This window comes from Motilibacter rhizosphaerae, assembly GCF_004216915.1.
GTDB lineage: Bacteria > Actinomycetota > Actinomycetes > Motilibacterales > Motilibacteraceae > Motilibacter > Motilibacter rhizosphaerae.
The window spans coordinates 852,860-868,856 of sequence record NZ_SGXD01000003.1; the positions used below are offsets into that span (position 1 = coordinate 852,860).

The 15,997-nt window shown below is 74.7% G+C and carries 14 protein-coding genes; 7 read left to right on the forward strand and 7 right to left on the reverse strand.

Features of this window, described 5'->3' with window-relative positions:
• The first annotated feature begins 11 nt into the window (after positions 1–11).
• Genes EV189_RS14690 through EV189_RS14700 form a run of 3 tightly spaced genes read left to right on the forward strand, consistent with a single transcriptional unit; the run spans position 12 to position 2,460 of the window.
• Complete coding sequence (locus EV189_RS14690; RefSeq protein WP_130493657.1) at positions 12–1,118, forward strand: glycoside hydrolase family 88 protein; 1,107 nt, start codon at positions 12–14, stop codon at positions 1,116–1,118.
• A 59-nt stretch (positions 1,119–1,177) separates the two neighbouring features.
• Positions 1,178–1,858, forward strand: coding sequence for a hypothetical protein (locus EV189_RS14695; protein ID WP_130493658.1), 681 nt, complete (start codon positions 1,178–1,180; stop codon positions 1,856–1,858).
• A gap of 5 nt (positions 1,859–1,863) precedes the next feature.
• Complete coding sequence (locus EV189_RS14700) at positions 1,864–2,460, forward strand: HD domain-containing protein (RefSeq protein WP_231116405.1); 597 nt, start codon at positions 1,864–1,866, stop codon at positions 2,458–2,460.
• Here the strand turns inward: EV189_RS14700 and EV189_RS14705 are convergent.
• Entirely contained in the window at positions 2,402–2,674 is a 273-nt protein-coding gene (locus EV189_RS14705) for a DUF4031 domain-containing protein (protein WP_130493660.1), read from the reverse strand. The two genes, EV189_RS14700 and EV189_RS14705, sit on opposite strands and share 59 nt — an antisense overlap.
• Positions 2,675–2,703: 29 nt before the next feature.
• Between EV189_RS14705 and EV189_RS14710 the strand changes: the two genes are divergently transcribed.
• Complete coding sequence (locus EV189_RS14710) at positions 2,704–3,036, forward strand: hypothetical protein (RefSeq protein WP_130493661.1); 333 nt, start codon at positions 2,704–2,706, stop codon at positions 3,034–3,036.
• Here the strand turns inward: EV189_RS14710 and EV189_RS14715 are convergent.
• Positions 3,033–3,941, reverse strand: a complete 909-nt coding sequence (locus tag EV189_RS14715; RefSeq protein ID WP_165400319.1) for an SMP-30/gluconolactonase/LRE family protein — start codon at positions 3,939–3,941, stop codon at positions 3,033–3,035. The genes EV189_RS14710 and EV189_RS14715 overlap by 4 nt on opposite strands.
• A gap of 235 nt (positions 3,942–4,176) precedes the next feature.
• Between EV189_RS14715 and EV189_RS14720 the strand changes: the two genes are divergently transcribed.
• Entirely contained in the window at positions 4,177–4,872 is a 696-nt protein-coding gene (locus tag EV189_RS14720; RefSeq protein ID WP_231116406.1) for a methyltransferase domain-containing protein, read from the forward strand.
• Positions 4,873–5,304: 432 nt separating this feature from the next.
• Here EV189_RS14720 and groL read toward each other — a convergent pair whose 3' ends face one another.
• On the reverse strand, positions 5,305–6,924 hold the full coding sequence (gene groL / locus EV189_RS14725) for a chaperonin GroEL (protein WP_130493663.1): 1,620 nt from the start codon (positions 6,922–6,924) through the stop codon (positions 5,305–5,307).
• A 209-nt stretch (positions 6,925–7,133) separates the two neighbouring features.
• Here groL and EV189_RS14730 point away from each other — a divergent pair, with 209 nt between their 5' ends.
• Together EV189_RS14730 and EV189_RS14735 are read left to right on the forward strand one after the other, a co-directional pair.
• Positions 7,134–7,778 carry a hypothetical protein gene (locus EV189_RS14730; RefSeq protein ID WP_130493664.1) on the forward strand — a complete coding sequence of 215 codons (645 nt, stop codon included), beginning with the start codon at positions 7,134–7,136 and terminating at the stop codon, positions 7,776–7,778.
• A 323-nt stretch (positions 7,779–8,101) separates the two neighbouring features.
• Positions 8,102–10,849 carry a glycoside hydrolase family 9 protein gene (locus EV189_RS14735; protein WP_231116407.1) on the forward strand — a complete coding sequence of 916 codons (2,748 nt, stop codon included), beginning with the start codon at positions 8,102–8,104 and terminating at the stop codon, positions 10,847–10,849.
• 68 nt (positions 10,850–10,917) lie between these two features.
• Here the strand turns inward: EV189_RS14735 and EV189_RS14740 are convergent, their stop codons facing one another.
• The 4 genes from EV189_RS14740 to EV189_RS14755 form a co-directional block, all read right to left on the reverse strand.
• Positions 10,918–12,174, reverse strand: a complete 1,257-nt coding sequence (locus tag EV189_RS14740; protein WP_130493665.1) for a lactate racemase domain-containing protein — start codon at positions 12,172–12,174, stop codon at positions 10,918–10,920.
• A 10-nt stretch (positions 12,175–12,184) separates the two neighbouring features.
• On the reverse strand, positions 12,185–13,003 hold the full coding sequence (locus EV189_RS14745) for an ATP-dependent sacrificial sulfur transferase LarE (protein WP_130493666.1): 819 nt from the start codon (positions 13,001–13,003) through the stop codon (positions 12,185–12,187).
• Positions 13,000–15,537, reverse strand: coding sequence for a SpoIIE family protein phosphatase (locus EV189_RS14750; RefSeq protein WP_130493667.1), 2,538 nt, complete (start codon positions 15,535–15,537; stop codon positions 13,000–13,002). The genes EV189_RS14745 and EV189_RS14750 overlap by 4 nt, the downstream gene beginning before the upstream one ends.
• Positions 15,538–15,718: 181 nt before the next feature.
• Positions 15,719–15,919: a cold-shock protein gene (locus EV189_RS14755; RefSeq protein WP_130493668.1), complete on the reverse strand. Its 201-nt coding sequence runs from the start codon at positions 15,917–15,919 to the stop codon at positions 15,719–15,721.
• Between the last annotated feature and the right edge of the window lie 78 nt (positions 15,920–15,997).

Genomic DNA, 15,997 nt, shown 5'->3' on the forward strand with positions numbered 1-15,997 from the left:
CGGTGGCGTACGTGGGTGACGGGCACAGGAGCCTCAGCCGGCGCAGCGTCCTCGGCGCGGGCGCCCTGCTCGCCCTCGGCGGCGCCACCCGCACCACCCGCACCGGGCGCCTGCTGCCCTCCCCCAGCTCCCGGCTGCCGCTGCGCGCGGACGTCCTGCGCCTGCTGCGCCGGGTGGACGACGCGTGGATCGCCGACCACCCCGCGCCGGGCGACGCGGACTGGGCGCGCTCGACCTACCTCGGCGGCCACCTCGCCCTCACCCGCCTGACGGGTGACCCGCGCTACCTGCGCTACGCGGGAGCGTGGGCGGACGCCAACGACCGGGCCGTGCCCGGGACCCCGGGGGCCCGTACGGCCGACGACCTCTGCGCGGCGCAGGCGTACCTCGACCTCGCGGCGCTGACCGGCGACCGCGCCCTCGTGCGGACCGTCGTCGCGGCGGCCGACGAGGTCGTCGCCGGGCCGGACGACGCCTGGTGGTGGGTGGACGCGCTGCACATGGCGATGCCGGTGCTCTCGCGGGTGACCGCGCTGACGGGCGACGACGCGTACGCGACGAAGCTCTGGACGATGTACGCCGACACCAAGCACCGCCGCGGGCTCTACTCCTACGACGCCGAGCTCTGGTGGCGCGACGCCCGCTTCGTCGGCGGCCCGGAGTTCTGGTCGCGGGGCAACGGCTGGGCGGCCGCCGCGCACGCCAAGGTGCTCGGCACGCTGCCGCGCCACGGGCGCTGGCCGGAGTACCGCTCGAACCTGCAGGGCGTCGCCCGCTCGCTGCTCGCGACCCAGCGCGCCGACGGCGCGTGGTCGGTGGACCTCGGGCAGCCGGGGCACTTCCCCGTGCCGGAGACGAGCGGCACGGCGCTGCACGTCTACGCGCTCGCGGCCGGGGTGCGCCTCGGGATGCTCGACCGCGGGGCCACCCTCCCGGCCGTGGCGAGGGGCTGGCAGGCGCTGGTCGCCGCCGTCGCCCCCGACGGCAGCGTGGGCCGGGTCCAGCCGCCCGGCGACTCCCCGGAGTCGGGCCAGCCGGTGCCGGTGACGGCGGAGGAGGACTTCGGGGTCGGGGCGCTGCTCCTGGCCGGCTGCGAGGTCGCGCGCCTCGTCGGGTGAGCCCGCGTCCGCGCAGGTCGGAGGAGTGGGCCGCCCCGCGGTGGGGAACGCAGGCGATCATGACTGCTTCCCCGCGGCGCCTGGCGCCCGTCCTCGCCGCCGCCGCCCTCGCGGCCCCCGTCCTCCTGCCGAGCGCCGCGTCGGCGGCGCCGAGCTCCTCCTCGCTCAAGGCGCACCTCATCACCGCCAAGCAGCTCCCGGGCTACACCGTGGTCGTCAAGCCCACCGTGGAGAAGGACACCGCCGACTCCGGGTCCTGCGGGGTCAAGAGCCCGTCCGGCAGCCTCGTGGGCGTCACCGGCCTGGCCCGCAAGCTCTCGGCACCCAAGGGCACCGTGCGCGCCATCACCGTCGAGGAGTCGGTGCTCGCGACGCCGACCGCGGCGGGCGCGAAGTCCACCTTCGCGGCGGCCAAGTCCAAGGCGCGCACCTGCTCGCTCGGTGAGGTCCTCAAGGGCGTCAAGACCACGGTCAAGGTCACGTCGGCGTCGCGGGTCCCCGGCTCCTCGGCCGCCTTCGCGATCGTCCTCACGGCCAAGGGCTCGACGACGCAGTCCGGGCGCACGATCAAGGTCAACAGCGTCGAGCGCGGCCTGTTCTACCTCGTAGGCAGCCACGTCGTCATCATCGCGGGCAGCCTCACCACGACGAGCAGCTCGAGCCTGAGCTCGGTGGACAGCTCGACGAGCCGCACGGCGCTCACCACGGCCGCCCGCAAGGCCGTCGCGCTCCTCGCCTGACCCGGGTGCCCGGCCTCGACGACGCGCTCGCGCGCCTCGCCACCGCGTACGCCGCTCCCGGCCGGCGCTACCACGACGCGCGGCACCTCGCCGAGGTGCTGGCCGCTGTCGCGCTGCTCGGGGAGGAGGCGGACGACCTCGAGGTCGTCCGCCTCGCGGCGTACGCGCACGACGCGGTCTACGACGGGCGCGCCGGCGAGGACGAGGAGGCCAGCGCCCTGCTCGCCGAGCGCGAGCTCGCCGGGCTGGTCGAGCCGGACCGCCTCGCGGAGGTGGTCCGGCTCGTGCGGCTGACGGCGTCGCACGACCCCGGGCCCGGCGACCGGGACGGCGCGGTGCTCTGCGACGCCGACCTCTGGATCCTCTCCGCGCCGCTGGAGCGCTACGAGGAGTACGCCGCCGACGTCCGCGCGGAGTACGCCGCGTACGACGACGCCACCTTCGCCGCCGGGCGGCTGCGCGTGCTCCGGAGCTTCCTCGACCGCCCGCGCGTCTACCGGACGGCGGGCGCCGCGGCGTGGGAGCCCGCCGCGCGCGCCAACCTCAGCCGGGAGGCCGCTCGCCTCGGGGCCGCCGCAGCCCCGCCGCCCGCAGGCGGGTGACGAGCTCGCGCCCGGTCACCGCGGTGGCGCCCAGCTCGACCGCCCGCTCGCGCAGGTCCTCGGGGACGTCGTAGTGGTCGCCCTGGAAGGCCCGGCGCGGCAGGCCCAGCCGCTCCGCGAACGCGTGCAGCTCGTCGTAGGACTCGTCGCTCACCAGGTGGGCCCAGAGCCGGTCCCTCCACGGCCAGATGGCGGTGTCGACGAGCACGGTCATCTGCGCAGCGTACGGGCAGGATGAGGGGCATGACGGACCCGCTCCTGGCCGCCCGCGCCCTGCTCCTGCACGACCTCGCCTCGCGGATGCTGACCGACGGGATCCACCTCCAGCTCGTCGAGACCGTGCTGGAGCAGCGGCGCTGGTGGGTCGAGGCGTGGGAGGGCGGCGCGGACGTCGTCGCGGGCCAGGTCGCGCAGGACCTGCAGGACCGGCTGCTCGACGAGGCCGGCACCCGCTGGCCGTCGTGCCTGCTGCACGAGGAGGCGCACGAGCTGCGCGTCGAGCCGGAGCTCGGCCCGGACCCGTGCTGGGTGTGCGAGGAGGCCGGCGAGGTGGTCGCGCCGCTAGGGGCGCTCTAGTCCCTCGGGAGCTGGGCCTTGAACGCCCGGGCGGGCGGCCCGGAGACGGCGGCGTCCACGGCGAAGACCTTGCCCGCGTGCGGCTGTCCGGCGACGGTGCTGGCGTCGAGGCCCTCGCGGGAGGTCGTGATGTAGAGCGTCGTCCCGGCGAACGCGACGGCCGTGACCTGCTCGACGGGCAGGGAGACGACGGTGAGGATCTCGCCCTCGGGGCTGATCCGGTCGACCGCGCCTCCGCCGAACCGCGCGACCCACAGGCAGTCCTCGTCGTCGATGGCGATGCCGTCGCTGACGCCCTGGTCGCGGGAGCGCTGCTCGACCAGCCGGCCGGGCCCGAACTCGCCGGTCTCGAGGTCGTACGAGTGGGCGGTCAGCCGGCCGGGCCCGCTGTCGGCCCAGTAGACCGTCGCGCCGTCAGAGCTCCAGGCGAGGCCGTTGGCGACGGTGGCGTCGGCGACGAGGGTGCGCACGCTGCCGTCGAGGTCGACCTGGAGCAGCCGGCCGCCGCCCGGGCGCTGGTCGTACGCCATGGTGCCCGCGAGCAGGCGCCCCACCGGGTCGCAGACCGCCTCGTTCATCCGCACGTCGTCCTCGCGGCCGGCGTCCGGGCGGGCGAGCTGCTCGAGCTGCTGGGTGCCGTCCTCGGCGAGCCGGGCATGGACGAACCCGGTGCCCGCGGCGAGGATCCAGCCGTCGTGGCCGGTGACCGGGTTGGCCGCGCCGACCGGGACGTCGAGCTGCAGCCCGGGCAGCAGCTCGAGCCGCCCCTCGCGCGGCACGGCGCGGTGGACCCGGCCCGCCGGGATGTCGACCCAGGCCAGCTCGCCGCGGCCGGCGTCCCAGCGCGGCCCCTCGGCGTGCTCGGCGACGAGCTCCGTCACGGGATCTGCGACGAACGTGCGCATCGGTGACTCCCCTCGCATTCCGGACACAGCCTGCCACAGGGCCGGAACGCGCTCGACGCCGCGGTCGCGTGCGGTTACGGTACGGGCCATGACGTCCCGCCCGACCTCGCGGACGGAGTGGCGCCGCTCGGCGGCCTGCTCCTGACCCGACGCTCGACGTCACGTCCGCAGCCGCCCCTCCGGCGGCCCGCGGACGCTCCGGCTGGGTGCGCCGGACCTCCAAGGAGGAGTCCTCGTGCCCACCCTGCTCCCCGACTACCTCGTCACCGCGCGGTCGCTGCGCGAGTACGCCGCCATGCTCGGCCTCGACCCGGCCGCCCTCGCCGGGCGCGACGTGCTCGACTGCCCGGGCGGCGCGGCCAGCTTCGCCGCGGAGGCCGCGGCTCTCGGCGCTCGCGTCACCGCCGCCGACCCGGTCTACGCGCTGCCCGCGGGGGAGGTCGCCGTCCGCGCCCTGGACGACACCGCCGCCGGCGCCCGCGGCATCGCCGCCCACGCCGAGCGCTACGCGTGGACGACCTTCGCGGGACCCGAGGAGCACGCGGCCGAGCGGACCGCGGCCGCCGCGCGCTTCGCCTGGGACCTGCGGGTCTCGCCCGAGCGCTACGTCGCGGCCGCGCTGCCGGACCTGCCGTTCAGCGACGGCTCGTTCGACCTGGTGCTGAGCTCGCACCTGCTCTTCACCTACGCCGACCGGCTCGACCCGGCCTTCCACGTCGCCGCCGCACGGGAGCTGGTCCGGGTCTGCCGCCCGGGCGGCGAGGTGCGGGTCTTCCCGCTCGTGCCGCACGACCCCGCGGCGTACGCGCCGGTGGCCGAGGTCCGCGCCGCCCTCGAGGCCGACGGCTGCGTGACCGCGGTGCTGCCCGTGGCGTACCGGCTCCAGCGGGGCGCGTACAGCGCGCTGGTGATCACCCCGCCCCCGCGGTGATCACGCAGATCCCGGGCCCCCTCCCCCCGTCGCCCCCCCCGTGATCATGCACATCCTGGGGCGCCAACCCCGCGGTGATCATGCGAATCCTGGGCCCCCCTCCCTGGTGATCATGCAGATCGTGGAGACCCCCCTCCCCCGGTGATCATGCACGTCCTGGGTCCCACCTCGTGCCAGGTCGCCCGGACACCTCGCGATGCCCGGACCGCACCGAGTGAACGCCGGACCGACGACGTTCCAGCCCTTCGACGACCACGTCGTGCGGCTCGGCGCGAAGCTGATCGGGCTGCCCGATCAACTGACCGCGGCACGCGGCCCGCACGCCGCACGCCCGCGCGCGCGAGGGCGCCCGCACGTACCCGTGGACGCCACGAGGGCGGCCCCGCCGCAGCGGGACCGCCCTCGTGAGGACGAACTGGTGGAGCAGCGGGACTAGAAGTCCATGTCCCCGCCGCCGGGGGCGGCGGGAGCGGCGTTCTTCTCCGGCTTGTCGGCGATGACGGCCTCGGTGGTGAGGAAGAGACCGGCGATCGACGCGGCGTTCTGCAGCGCGGAGCGGGTGACCTTCGCCGGGTCGATGATGCCCTCGGCGATGAGGTCGACGTACTCGCCGTTCGCGGCGTTCAGGCCGAACCCGGACTGCAGGTTGCGGACCTTCTCGACCACGACGCCGCCCTCGAGGCCGGCGTTGATGGCGATCTGCTTGATCGGGGCCTCGATCGCGACGCGCACGATCTGCGCGCCGGTCGCCTCGTCGCCCTCGAGCTCGAGCTTCTCGAACGCGGCCTGGCCGGCCTGGAGCAGGGCCACGCCGCCACCGGCGACGATGCCCTCCTCGACGGCCGCCTTGGCGTTGCGGACGGCGTCCTCGATGCGGTGCTTGCGCTCCTTGAGCTCGACCTCGGTCGCCGCGCCCGCCTTGATGACGGCGACGCCGCCGGCGAGCTTGGCGAGGCGCTCCTGGAGCTTCTCGCGGTCGTAGTCGGAGTCGCTGCGCTCGATCTCCTGGCGGATCTGCGAGACGCGGCCGGCGATCTGGTCGGCGTCGCCCGCACCCTCGACGATCGTGGTCTCGTCCTTGGTGACGACGACCTTGCGCGCCCGGCCGAGCAGCTCGACACCGACGCCGTCGAGCTTGAGGCCGACCTCCTCGGAGATGACCTCGCCGCCCGTGAGGATCGCGATGTCGCCGAGCATGGCCTTGCGGCGGTCGCCGAAGCCCGGGGCCTTGACGGCGACCGAGCGGAACGTGCCACGGATCTTGTTGACGACGAGCGTCGCGAGGGCCTCGCCCTCGACGTCCTCGGCGATGATGGCGAGCGGCTTGCCGCCCTGCATGACCTTCTCCAGCAGCGGGAGCAGGTCCTTCACCGACGAGATCTTCGAGTTGACGACGAGCACGTACGGGTCGTCGAGGACGGCCTCCATGCGCTCGGGGTCGGTGACGAAGTACGGCGAGATGTAGCCCTTGTCGAAGCGCATGCCCTCGGTGAGCTCGAGCTCGAGCCCGAAGGTGTTGCTCTCCTCGACCGTGATCACGCCCTCCTTGCCGACCTTGTCCATCGCCTCGGCGATGAGCTCGCCGATCTGCGTGTCAGCAGCGGAGATGGAGGCCGTGGAGGCGATCTGCTCCTTGGTCTCGACGTCCTTGGCCTGGTTCAGCAGCTGCTCGGAGACAGCCGCGACGGCCTTGTCGATGCCGCGCTTGAGCGCGATGGGGTTGGAGCCCGCCGCCACGTTGCGCAGGCCCTCGCGGACCAGCGCCTGGGCGAGGACTGTCGCCGTCGTCGTGCCGTCGCCCGCGACGTCGTCCGTCTTCTTGGCGACCTCCTTGACGAGCTCGGCGCCGATCTTCTCGTACGGGTCCTCGAGCTCGATCTCCTTGGCGATGGAGACGCCGTCGTTCGTGATCGTGGGGGCGCCCCACTTCTTCTCGAGCACGACGTTGCGGCCCTTGGGGCCGAGGGTCACCTTGACGGCGTCGGCGAGCTGGTTCATGCCGCGCTCGAGGCCGCGGCGCGCTTCCTCGTCGAATGCGATGATCTTGGCCATGTAGTGCAGGTCCTCCCGGTCCAGGGTGGGTGCCCGCGGCGAGACGACGCCCGCGACGGACGACCGGGTCCGCCCGGCCTCGTCGACTCACTCGCGTTGTCACTCGGTCGTTCTGAGTGCCAGTCTCAATGATTAGCACTCTCCCTCCCAGAGTGCAAGCCCCGCGGCGTCCGGCCAGCCTCCTGCGCACAGGGGGCAGACTGGAGGCGATGGAGAGCGACGGCGGCCCCGACCGCACCCCGCCCGAGGGCCAGCAGCGCCCGCGCCGCCCCCTGCTGTACCCCACGGCCGGGCTGGGCTGGGCCGACCCGGACCCGGGCGCGGACCCGCACCAGCGCCGCGAGCGCGCGTACGAGACGGCCGCCGCCGTCCTCCAGGCCGGCGCGGCGGACCCGGAGCTCGCCGACCAGCTCGTGCGGCTCGACGAGACGCTCGGGCTCGAGGCGCTGCGCGAGCTGTGGGCGGAGCCGGAGGACGACGGGCTCCCCGCAGCGCTGTGGACGCTCTACCTGCTGCGGGCCTGGCTGACGCGGCAGGCGTCGGAGGCGGCGCGGATCTACGCCGCCGGCCGTACGTGGGTGCCCGTCCCGGACGCCGTCGCCGGGGTGCCCGACCGGCCGGCGCCCGAGGACCTGACCGCGCTCGGCGACTCGATCCTCGGCACAGCGCTGCACGGGGACCCGGCGGGCGCGATGGAGCGGGCCGCAGCGGTGCACCGGGTCCTCGCCTGCGGGCGCTTCGCGGTGTCGCACAGCGCCGGGCGGGAGCAGGAGGCGCGGCTCGCCGAGGGCAACCTGCGGGCGGCGGCGCGGCTCGAGCAGGCCGCCGGCGCATGGCGCGGAGCGCCGGACTGACGAAGCGCGGAGCGCCGGACTGACGGAGCGCGGAGCGCCGGACTGACGGAGCGCGGAGCGCCGGACTGACGGAGCGCGGAGCGCCGGACTGACGGAGCGCGGAGCGCCGGACCGACGGAGCGCGGAGCGCCGGACCGACCCCGCTCCGCACCGCCTCCGTCGCAGCGCGCGACTTGCTGCACCACCGAGACCAAGTCGTGACCGAAGCGGGGGCACCTGCCCGTTGACAGTCTGCGGGGCGCGGCATTGGATGACGGGGCGCCGCTAGAGAGCGCTCTCTCGCACTGTGCGGAGATCTCCGACATCGAGGTCGAGGAGGCCGCGTGTCCCCGTTCACCCCCCGCCGGCAGGGCGCCGGAAGGACCCTCGGGCGGTCCACCGCCCTGAGCGGCGCCGTCGGGCTCGTCCTGCTCGGCACCACTGCTCCCGCGGCCTCGGCCGACGAGCCGGAGCAGGTCGTCAACGGCTCGTTCAGCAACGGCACCACGGGCTGGGAGGGCTACCCCGCCTTCGCCGTCCAGGACGGCGCCGGCTGCCTCACGGTCCCCGCCGGCACCGGCGCGTACTCCGCCGCCATCCGCCAGCCGCTCAAGAACCTCGTGAAGGGCGCGACGTACGCGTTCACCTTCACCGCGTGGGCGAGCGTCGACGGCGGCAGCGCCGACACGGTCGCGCCGTACCCCCGCGTCGTCATCCAGGGCGGCGCGGACGTCAACTACGCCGCGGCGTTCCCGTCGACGAAGGTCAACCCGACCGGCGCCCACAAGCAGTACACCTACAGCTTCACCGAGAACGCCGACCTCGGCGCGACGCCCGCGCTGGAGTTCTCGCAGGACATCAGCAACGACAAGGCGTACACCTTCTGCATCGACGACGTGTCGGTGAAGGGCGGCGCCGAGGTGCCGGTCTACACGCCCGACACCGGCCCGCGCGTGCGCGTCAACCAGGTCGGCTACCTCCCCGCCGGCCCCAAGGGCGCGACGCTCGTGACGACCTCCACGGACCCCCTGCCGTGGCAGCTGGAGAACGCCGGAGGCACCGTCGTCGCCTCGGGCGTCAGCACGCCCAAGGGCGTCGACCCGACGGCCGGGCTCAACGTCCACACGATCGACTTCACGTCCTACACCACGCCCGGCACCGGCTACACCCTCGTGGCCGACGGGCAGACGAGCTACCCGTTCGCGATCTCCGGCAGCGCGTACGACCAGCTGCGCGAGGACTCGAAGACGGTCTTCTACACCCAGCGCAGCGGCACCCCGATCCTCGACAGCGTCGCGCCGGGCTACGGCCGGGCGGCCGGGCACGTGGGCGTCGCGCCGAACACCGGCGACACGGCGGTCCCCTGCCAGAGCCTCAGCGACGACTCGCAGAAGATCCTGGTCAAGCAGGGCGACGCGCCCTGGACGTGCGACTACACCTCGGACGTCACGGGCGGCTGGTACGACGCCGGCGACCAGGGCAAGTACGTCGTCAACGGCGGCATCGCCGTCGGTCAGCTGCTGCAGGAGTTCGAGCGCACCAAGGACGCGCCGTCCACCGACGCGGGCGCCCTCGGCGACTCGACCCTGCGCGTCCCCGAGCGCGGCAACGCGGTCCCGGACATCCTGGACGAGGCCAAGTGGGAGCTGGACTTCTTCCTCAAGATGCAGGTGAAGCCCGGTCACCCGCTCGCCGGCATGGTCTTCCACAAGGTGGCCGACGCCAACTGGACCGGCCTCCCCCTCGACCCGGCGCACGACCCGCAGCAGCGCGTGCTCTACCGCCCGTCGACCGCGGCGACGCTCAACGTGGCAGCGACGGCAGCGCAGGGTGCCCGCCTGTTCGCGCCGTACGACGCGGCCTACGCCCAGAAGCTGCTGCAGGCGGCCAAGACCGCCTACGCCGCGGCCAAGGCCAACCCCGCGCTGTACGCCCCGGCGCCCGACGCGAGCCTCGACCCGAACCCGGGCAGCGGCCCGTACGACGACAGCAACGTGACCGACGAGTTCTACTGGGCCGCCTCGGAGCTGTACCTCACCACCGGTGACAGCAGCTTCCGCAGCGACGTCCTCGCCTCGCCGTGGAACTCCGCCGCCACCAGCACGGTGTTCACGCACGACGGGTTCGACTGGGGCCACGTGGCGGCGCTCGCGCGGCTCGACCTCGCGACGGTGCCGAACGCGCTGCCCGGCCGGGCGGCCATCCGGCAGTCGGTCATCGACGCGGCGGACCAGTACCTCGCCGACCAGGCGGCGCAGCCCTTCGGCCAGGCCTACGCGCCGGCCGGTGGCAACTACGCCTGGGGCTCGAACAGCTCCATCCTCAACAACATGCAGGTCATCGGCACGGCCTACGACCTGACCGACGCCGCGAAGTACCGCGACGGCGTCGAGCGGAGCATGGACTACCTGCTGGGCCGCAACGCCCTCAACCAGTCCTACATCACGGGCTACGGCACGAAGTACTCCCACAACCAGCACTCGCGGATCTACTCCCACGAGCTGGACCCGTCGCTGCCGAACCCCCCGTCGGGCACCATCGCCGGCGGCCCGAACTCCACGACGCTGAGCACCGGTGACCCCGTGGCCGCAGCGACGTTCACCAAGGGCTGCATCACGCAGTTCTGCTACCTCGACGACATCGGCGCGTGGTCGCTCAACGAGCTGACCATCAACTGGAACGCCCCGCTGTCGTGGGTGTCCTCGTTCCTGGCCGACCAGGACAACGGAGCGGACCTGCAAACCACCCCGCTGCAGGCGGGCATCACGCTCGGCTCGCGCAACACGACGGGCCCCACGAGTGCGACGCTCGTCGTGAGCAACCCCGCGTCGCCGAAGAAGCCGGGCGCTCACGTCTCCAGCGTGACCTTCGCCCTGCCGACGGCGTTCACGGTCAGCAGCAAGCAGAAGGGCGTGACCGTCTCGCAGGACGGCGCGTTCGTCACGGTGACGCTGCCGGCGTACTCCGGCACCGTCTACGGCGGGAAGCAGGTCTCCGTGAGCCTCGTGCTCACGCCGGTCCTCGACGGCCAGCTGGCCCGTACGCTGCCCGAGCAGTTCTGGATCGACGGGGTGCCGGCAGCCAACGGCTGACGCGTCCCGCGCACGACGGCACCCCCTGGCTCCCTCCGGCCGGGGGGTGCTGTCGTCCCCGGGCGCGCTCAGCGCAGCCCGAACAGCACCTCGCCCGCATCGGGCACGACGAGCGCCTCCGGGTCGTCGGCCCACTCCGCGACGTCCACCGTCGCGGGGTCGCGGTAGTCCACCCCGAGCCGACGGACGGTCTGCTCCGGGATCCCCGTCGCGAGCACCAGCCGCACCCGCGCGTGCTCCACCCCCGTCACGACGTCGTACGTGCCGGCCCCGCGCACGTGCGTCGAGTGCGCGAGCACCGAGCGCGGCACGTCCCCGACCTCGGACCAGTGCCCCAGCACCCAGTCCCGGCAGTGGTAGCCCACGCGTTCGATGAGCTCGCCGAAGGTGTGGCTCACGGCCGTGACGTGCGGCGCGTACAGCGTGACCTCACCGCCGTCCGCGACGACCGGCTCCACCTTGTAGAACCCCTTGGCAGCGGTCCACATCTCGTCGTAGCGCTCGGAGACGACGGACAGCACCCGGCGTACGGGCCGGTCGAGCCGCCGCACGTGCACCTGCGCCGAGACCTCGGCGCAGGCCGCCCACGCCTCGACCGGCGGCTCCGACACCGCCACCCGGTAGACGTCGTGGGAGCCGGAGCGGACGGTCAGCGCGACGCACGCGCGGCGCGCGGGCACCATCTCGGCGGCGCGGTGGATGAGCGCGCGCACGGGGGTGATCCCCGTCGTGCCGATGATCTCCTTGCTCGTGTGCAGCGCGCCCAGCCAGTGCGAGGTCCCGATGACCTCGGGGCCGGAGATGCCGGGGAAGAAGTACTTGTCACCACCGGAGAACCCGACCACCTCGTGCGGGAAGACGGGCCCGAGCACCAGGCACAGGTCGTGCTCGGCGACCGCGCGGTTGACGCGCACGGGCACGTCCTCGGCGAGCAGGCCGCCCGAGATGGCCTCCACCTCCGCGCGCGGGATGACGCCGAGCTCGACGAACGTCTCCGGCCGCCACCACTCGTGCTGGCGCACCTCCCACCCGGGGTACGCCGCGCCCAGCTCCCGCCCGTCGGCGAGCCAGCGCGACAGCCGCTCGGGCGGCATCTCGGGGTGCGTGCCGAGGGCGACGAGCACGGTGACCGCGGCGGCGCCGGCCAGCCCCGTTCGCAGCGCGCCGAGCAGCTCGGGCAGCGGGCAGCTGCGGGTGTCGTCGGGGACGACGACGCAGACGCGCGCGCCCTCGACGCCGAGCGCGCGCACCTGCTCGGCCACGAGGGCCAGGACGTCCTGGAGCGGCAGCGTGTCCGCGCTCCCGCCGGCAACGGCTGCACTCATGGCGCAGACGCTACGCGCCCGCAGTCCGCCCCTCGTTGAGGGAGCCGTAGCGGTAGGCCGCCACGGCCACCTCCTCCCCCGAGAACCCGGCGGCGCGGACGCACTCCTCGATGTCGTCGACCCGGAGACCCTCGAGCGCGGCGGCGTCGAGCTCGACGCGCGCGCTGCTGCCGAGGTCGCGCACCCGCAGGTCGCGCAGCGGGACCCCGCGCTCGGCGGCGAGCCGCCGCACGGCCTCCTCGCCGTCCTCGATGCGCCGCAGCCGCCGCGGGGTCACCTCGATCCCCACGGCCACCCGGCTGGCGAGGCAGGGCGACGCGGGCTTGTCCCACACCGGCAGGCCGAGCTCGCGGGCGAGCCGGCGCACCTCGTCCTTCGGGATGCCCGCCGCGCGCAGCGGCGCGATGACGCCGCGGGCGTCGGCCGCCCGGATGCCGGAGCGGAACGGGTCGAGCGCGTCCGTCGCGTTGGTGCCCGTCGCCACCGCCGCGAAGCCCTCGGCGGCGGCGAGCGCCAGCAGCGTGTCGAGCAGGACGGACTTGCAGAAGAAGCAGCGGTCGCCGGCGTTGGCGCGGTAGCCCGGGTCGTCGCCCTCGGCGGTCTCGACGTAGCGGTGGCGCGCCCCGAGCAGCGCGGCCAACCGCCCGGCCTCCGCGTCCTCGCGCTGCGCCAGTGCCGGGGAGCGTCCCGTCACGGCGAGCACGCCGTCGCGCCCGAGCACCCGCAGCGCCGCGGCCAGCACGAGGGCGGAGTCCACCCCGCCGGAGTACGCGACGACGAGCGGTCCCGCGCCGGCGAGCTCGGCCTCGAGCCGCTCGAGGGCGCTCACGCCCGCTCGTCGAGCTCGAACCAGACGGTCTTGCCCTCGTCGTCCGGGTCGCTCCCCCAGGCCCGGGCCAGGCTGTCGAGCAGCAGCACGCCGCGGCCCCGCTCGGAGGGGTAGCCGGTGCCGTCGCTGCCCTGGTGCCGCACGACCGGCGAGTCGCCCGAGCTGTCCGCGACGCTGACGCGCACGCGCGTCCCCTGGCGCTCCACGCGCAGCACCGCTCCCCCGCCGCCGTGCGTGACGGCGTTGCTGACGAGCTCGCTGGTGAGCAGCAGCGCCACCTGCAGCAGCTCGTCGTCCGCCCCGGCGAGCAACGAGCGGACCGCGCGGCGCGCCGCGCTCGGGGCCGTGCGGTCGCCGGGGAGCTCGACCCGCTCGCGCACCCAGCCGGGCGTGGGGAGCAGACGGACGACGAGCACGGCGATGTCGTCGTCGGCAGCATCGGGACGCACGCCGGCGAGCAGCCCGTCGAGCACGGCCTGGGCGTCCGGCGCGCCCACCAGCGAGCGCAGGCAGTCCTCGAGCCGCTGCAGCCCGTCCTCGAGGTCCTGGCCGCGCACCTCCACGAGCCCGTCGGTCACGAGGACGAGCGTCGAGCCCGGCTCGAGCTGCTCGGTCGCGGTCTGCCGCGCCCCCTCGCCGGGAGCGCCGATGAGCACCGACCACGCCCCGCTGAGCCGACGGACGGTCCCGTCGGGCTGGAGCACCATCGGCGGGAGGTGGCCGGCGTTCGCGTACTCCAGGGAGACGGTGTCGGTCTCCTCGTCGCCCACCAGCCGGGCGAACACCGCGGTCGCGAGCTGCGCCATGTCGAGGCCCTGCACCAGGCGGTCCAGGCTGTCGAGCACCTGGCCCGGGCGCTGGCGCTGCCAGGCGTAGCTGCGCAGGACGCTGCGCAGCTGCCCCATCGCCGCGGCCGCGGCCATGTCGTGCCCCATGACGTCGCCGATCGCCACGCCCACGGAACCGTCCGGGAGGGCGAGCACGTCGTACCAGTCACCGCCGACCTGGGCGCCGACCCCGCCGGGGAGGTAGCGCGCGGCGACGTCGAGTCCCGGCACGTCGGGCAGCTCCGGCAGCATGCTGCGCTGGAGGGCCTCGGCGACGCGGTGCTCACGGGCGTAGAGCCGGGCGTTGTCGACGATGAGCCCCGCGCGCCGGGCCAGGTCCGTCGCGAGCTGGAGGTCGTCCTCGTCGTAGCGCCGCCCCGAGCCCGAGGTGATGAGCGCGAGGGCCCCGAGCGGGCCGTGCCGGCCCACGAGCGGCACGACGATGACCGAGCCGAGCCCCATCCGGCGGTACGCGTCGACGAGCTCCGGGCTGCCCACGTCGACGAGGTCCTGCTCCCCCACCTCGGCGAGCAGGCGCGGCGCGCCGCCGGCGATCGACTCCGAGAGCAGCGACGCGGGCCCGGCCTGCGAGGGGAGCAGCCGCTCCACGAGCGCGCGGTCGGCCTCGTGGGCGGGGTCCGCCGAGCCCACGACGACCTCGGTCGCGGCCGAGCTGTCGCGCTCGCTGGGCAGCACGACCATGCACCAGTCGGCGATCCGCGGGACGAGCAGGTCCGCCAGCCGCGCGAGCGCCTCCCGGGCGTCGAGCGTCGCGACGAGGCTCTCGGTCGCGTCGGCCAGCAGCGCGAGCCGCTCCTGCACGACCTCCGCCCGCTGCCGGGCCCCCTGCTCCTCGCGGACGCGCTCCTCGCGCAGCAGCTCGGCGGCGACCCGCGCCGTGACGTCGGCCTGGACGCCGACGAAGTGGGTCAGCGCGCCCAGCCCGTCGAAGACCGGGGAGAGCGAGACCTCGTTCCAGAACGCCGAGCCGTCCTTGCGGTAGTTCAGCAGCACGACCTGCGCGGGCTCGCCCGCGCGCACCGCGTGGCGCAGCTCGGCGACGGCGGCGGGGTCGGTGTCGGGCCCCTGCAGGAAGCGGCAGTTGTGCCCGAGCACGTCCTCCTGCGTGTAGCCCGTGGTGCCGAGGAACGCGGGGTTCACCCAGACCAGGGGGTTGTCCGGCTGGTGCGGGTCGGTGATCGTGAACGAGAGCCCGGCGGCCACGAGCGCGCGGTTGCGGACCTCGATGAGGTCGTCGCGCAGCAGCCCCGGCTCCACCGGCAGCAGCACGAGCAGGCTGACCTGCCGCAGCCCGGCCACGGCGGGCAGCGGCCAGGCGGTCACCCACATGACACGGGCGCGCGCGCCCTCGCGCGGGGGGACGAGCACGGGGACGCCGTTGACGCTGCTGCCGGCCGCCGCGAGCGCGAAGGGCCCCGGCCCGGGGTCGTCCCCCTCGCTCGTCCCGGGCACCGTGATCCCGGCGCGCGCCGCCCACTCCTCGACCGGGCAGGGCAGCCGGCCGCCGGCGAGCTCGCGCGCCAGCGGGTTGGAGTACGTGACGGTGCCCGACGCCGTGTCGATCATGAGCACCGCGGCGGGGGCGTCGGAGAGCACGCGCGGCAGCGCCCGGCGGTCGGCCGCGCTGGTCGTCTCCACCCCCAGCAGCGCCTGCGCCGGGAGCTCGGTCGTGCCGGCCTCGCTCACTCCACCTCCACCCCATCCTCCCGGGCGCGCGCCCGGGGGTCGCGCGTGCGCACGCGCGCCACCATGGTGCCACCACGCGCTGCGCCCGGCGAGACGAGGAGGCGTCCGGCACCGGCTGCGCCGCGTACGCCGACGGCCCGGACCCCCGAGGGGACCGGGCCGTCAGCGCGACTGCGGGAGGTCAGACGAGGTGGACCTTGTCGGCCTGCGGCCCCTTCGACCCCTGGGTGATCTCGAACTCCACGCGGGAGTTCTCCTCGAGGGTCTTGAAGCCGGGCATGTCGATCGCGCTGTAGTGGACGAAGACGTCCGCGCCACCGTCGACGGCGATGAAGCCGTAGCCCTTCTCGCCGTTGAACCACTTGACCGTGCCCTGCGCCATTGCTGCTCCTTGCTGTCTCGCGATGCGGCTCCCCGAAGCGGGTGCCGGGTCGGCGAGACTGTAGTGCCGCGCGGCGCC

What these genes read in the sequence shown, in the direction of transcription:
- EV189_RS14695 (WP_130493658.1), top strand. Translation starts at nt 1,178, where the DNA reads ATGACTGCTTCCCCGCGGCGCCTGGCGCCCGTCCTCGCCGCCGCCGCC.
- EV189_RS14705 (WP_130493660.1), bottom strand. Translation starts at nt 2,674, where the DNA reads ATGACCGTGCTCGTCGACACCGCCATCTGGCCGTGGAGGGACCGGCTC.
- EV189_RS14710 (WP_130493661.1), top strand. Translation starts at nt 2,704, where the DNA reads ATGACGGACCCGCTCCTGGCCGCCCGCGCCCTGCTCCTGCACGACCTC.
- EV189_RS14715 (WP_165400319.1), bottom strand. Translation starts at nt 3,941, where the DNA reads ATGCGCACGTTCGTCGCAGATCCCGTGACGGAGCTCGTCGCCGAGCAC.
- groL (WP_130493663.1), bottom strand. Translation starts at nt 6,924, where the DNA reads ATGGCCAAGATCATCGCATTCGACGAGGAAGCGCGCCGCGGCCTCGAG.
- EV189_RS14730 (WP_130493664.1), top strand. Translation starts at nt 7,134, where the DNA reads ATGGAGAGCGACGGCGGCCCCGACCGCACCCCGCCCGAGGGCCAGCAG.
- EV189_RS14740 (WP_130493665.1), bottom strand. Translation starts at nt 12,174, where the DNA reads ATGAGTGCAGCCGTTGCCGGCGGGAGCGCGGACACGCTGCCGCTCCAG.
- EV189_RS14755 (WP_130493668.1), bottom strand. Translation starts at nt 15,919, where the DNA reads ATGGCGCAGGGCACGGTCAAGTGGTTCAACGGCGAGAAGGGCTACGGC.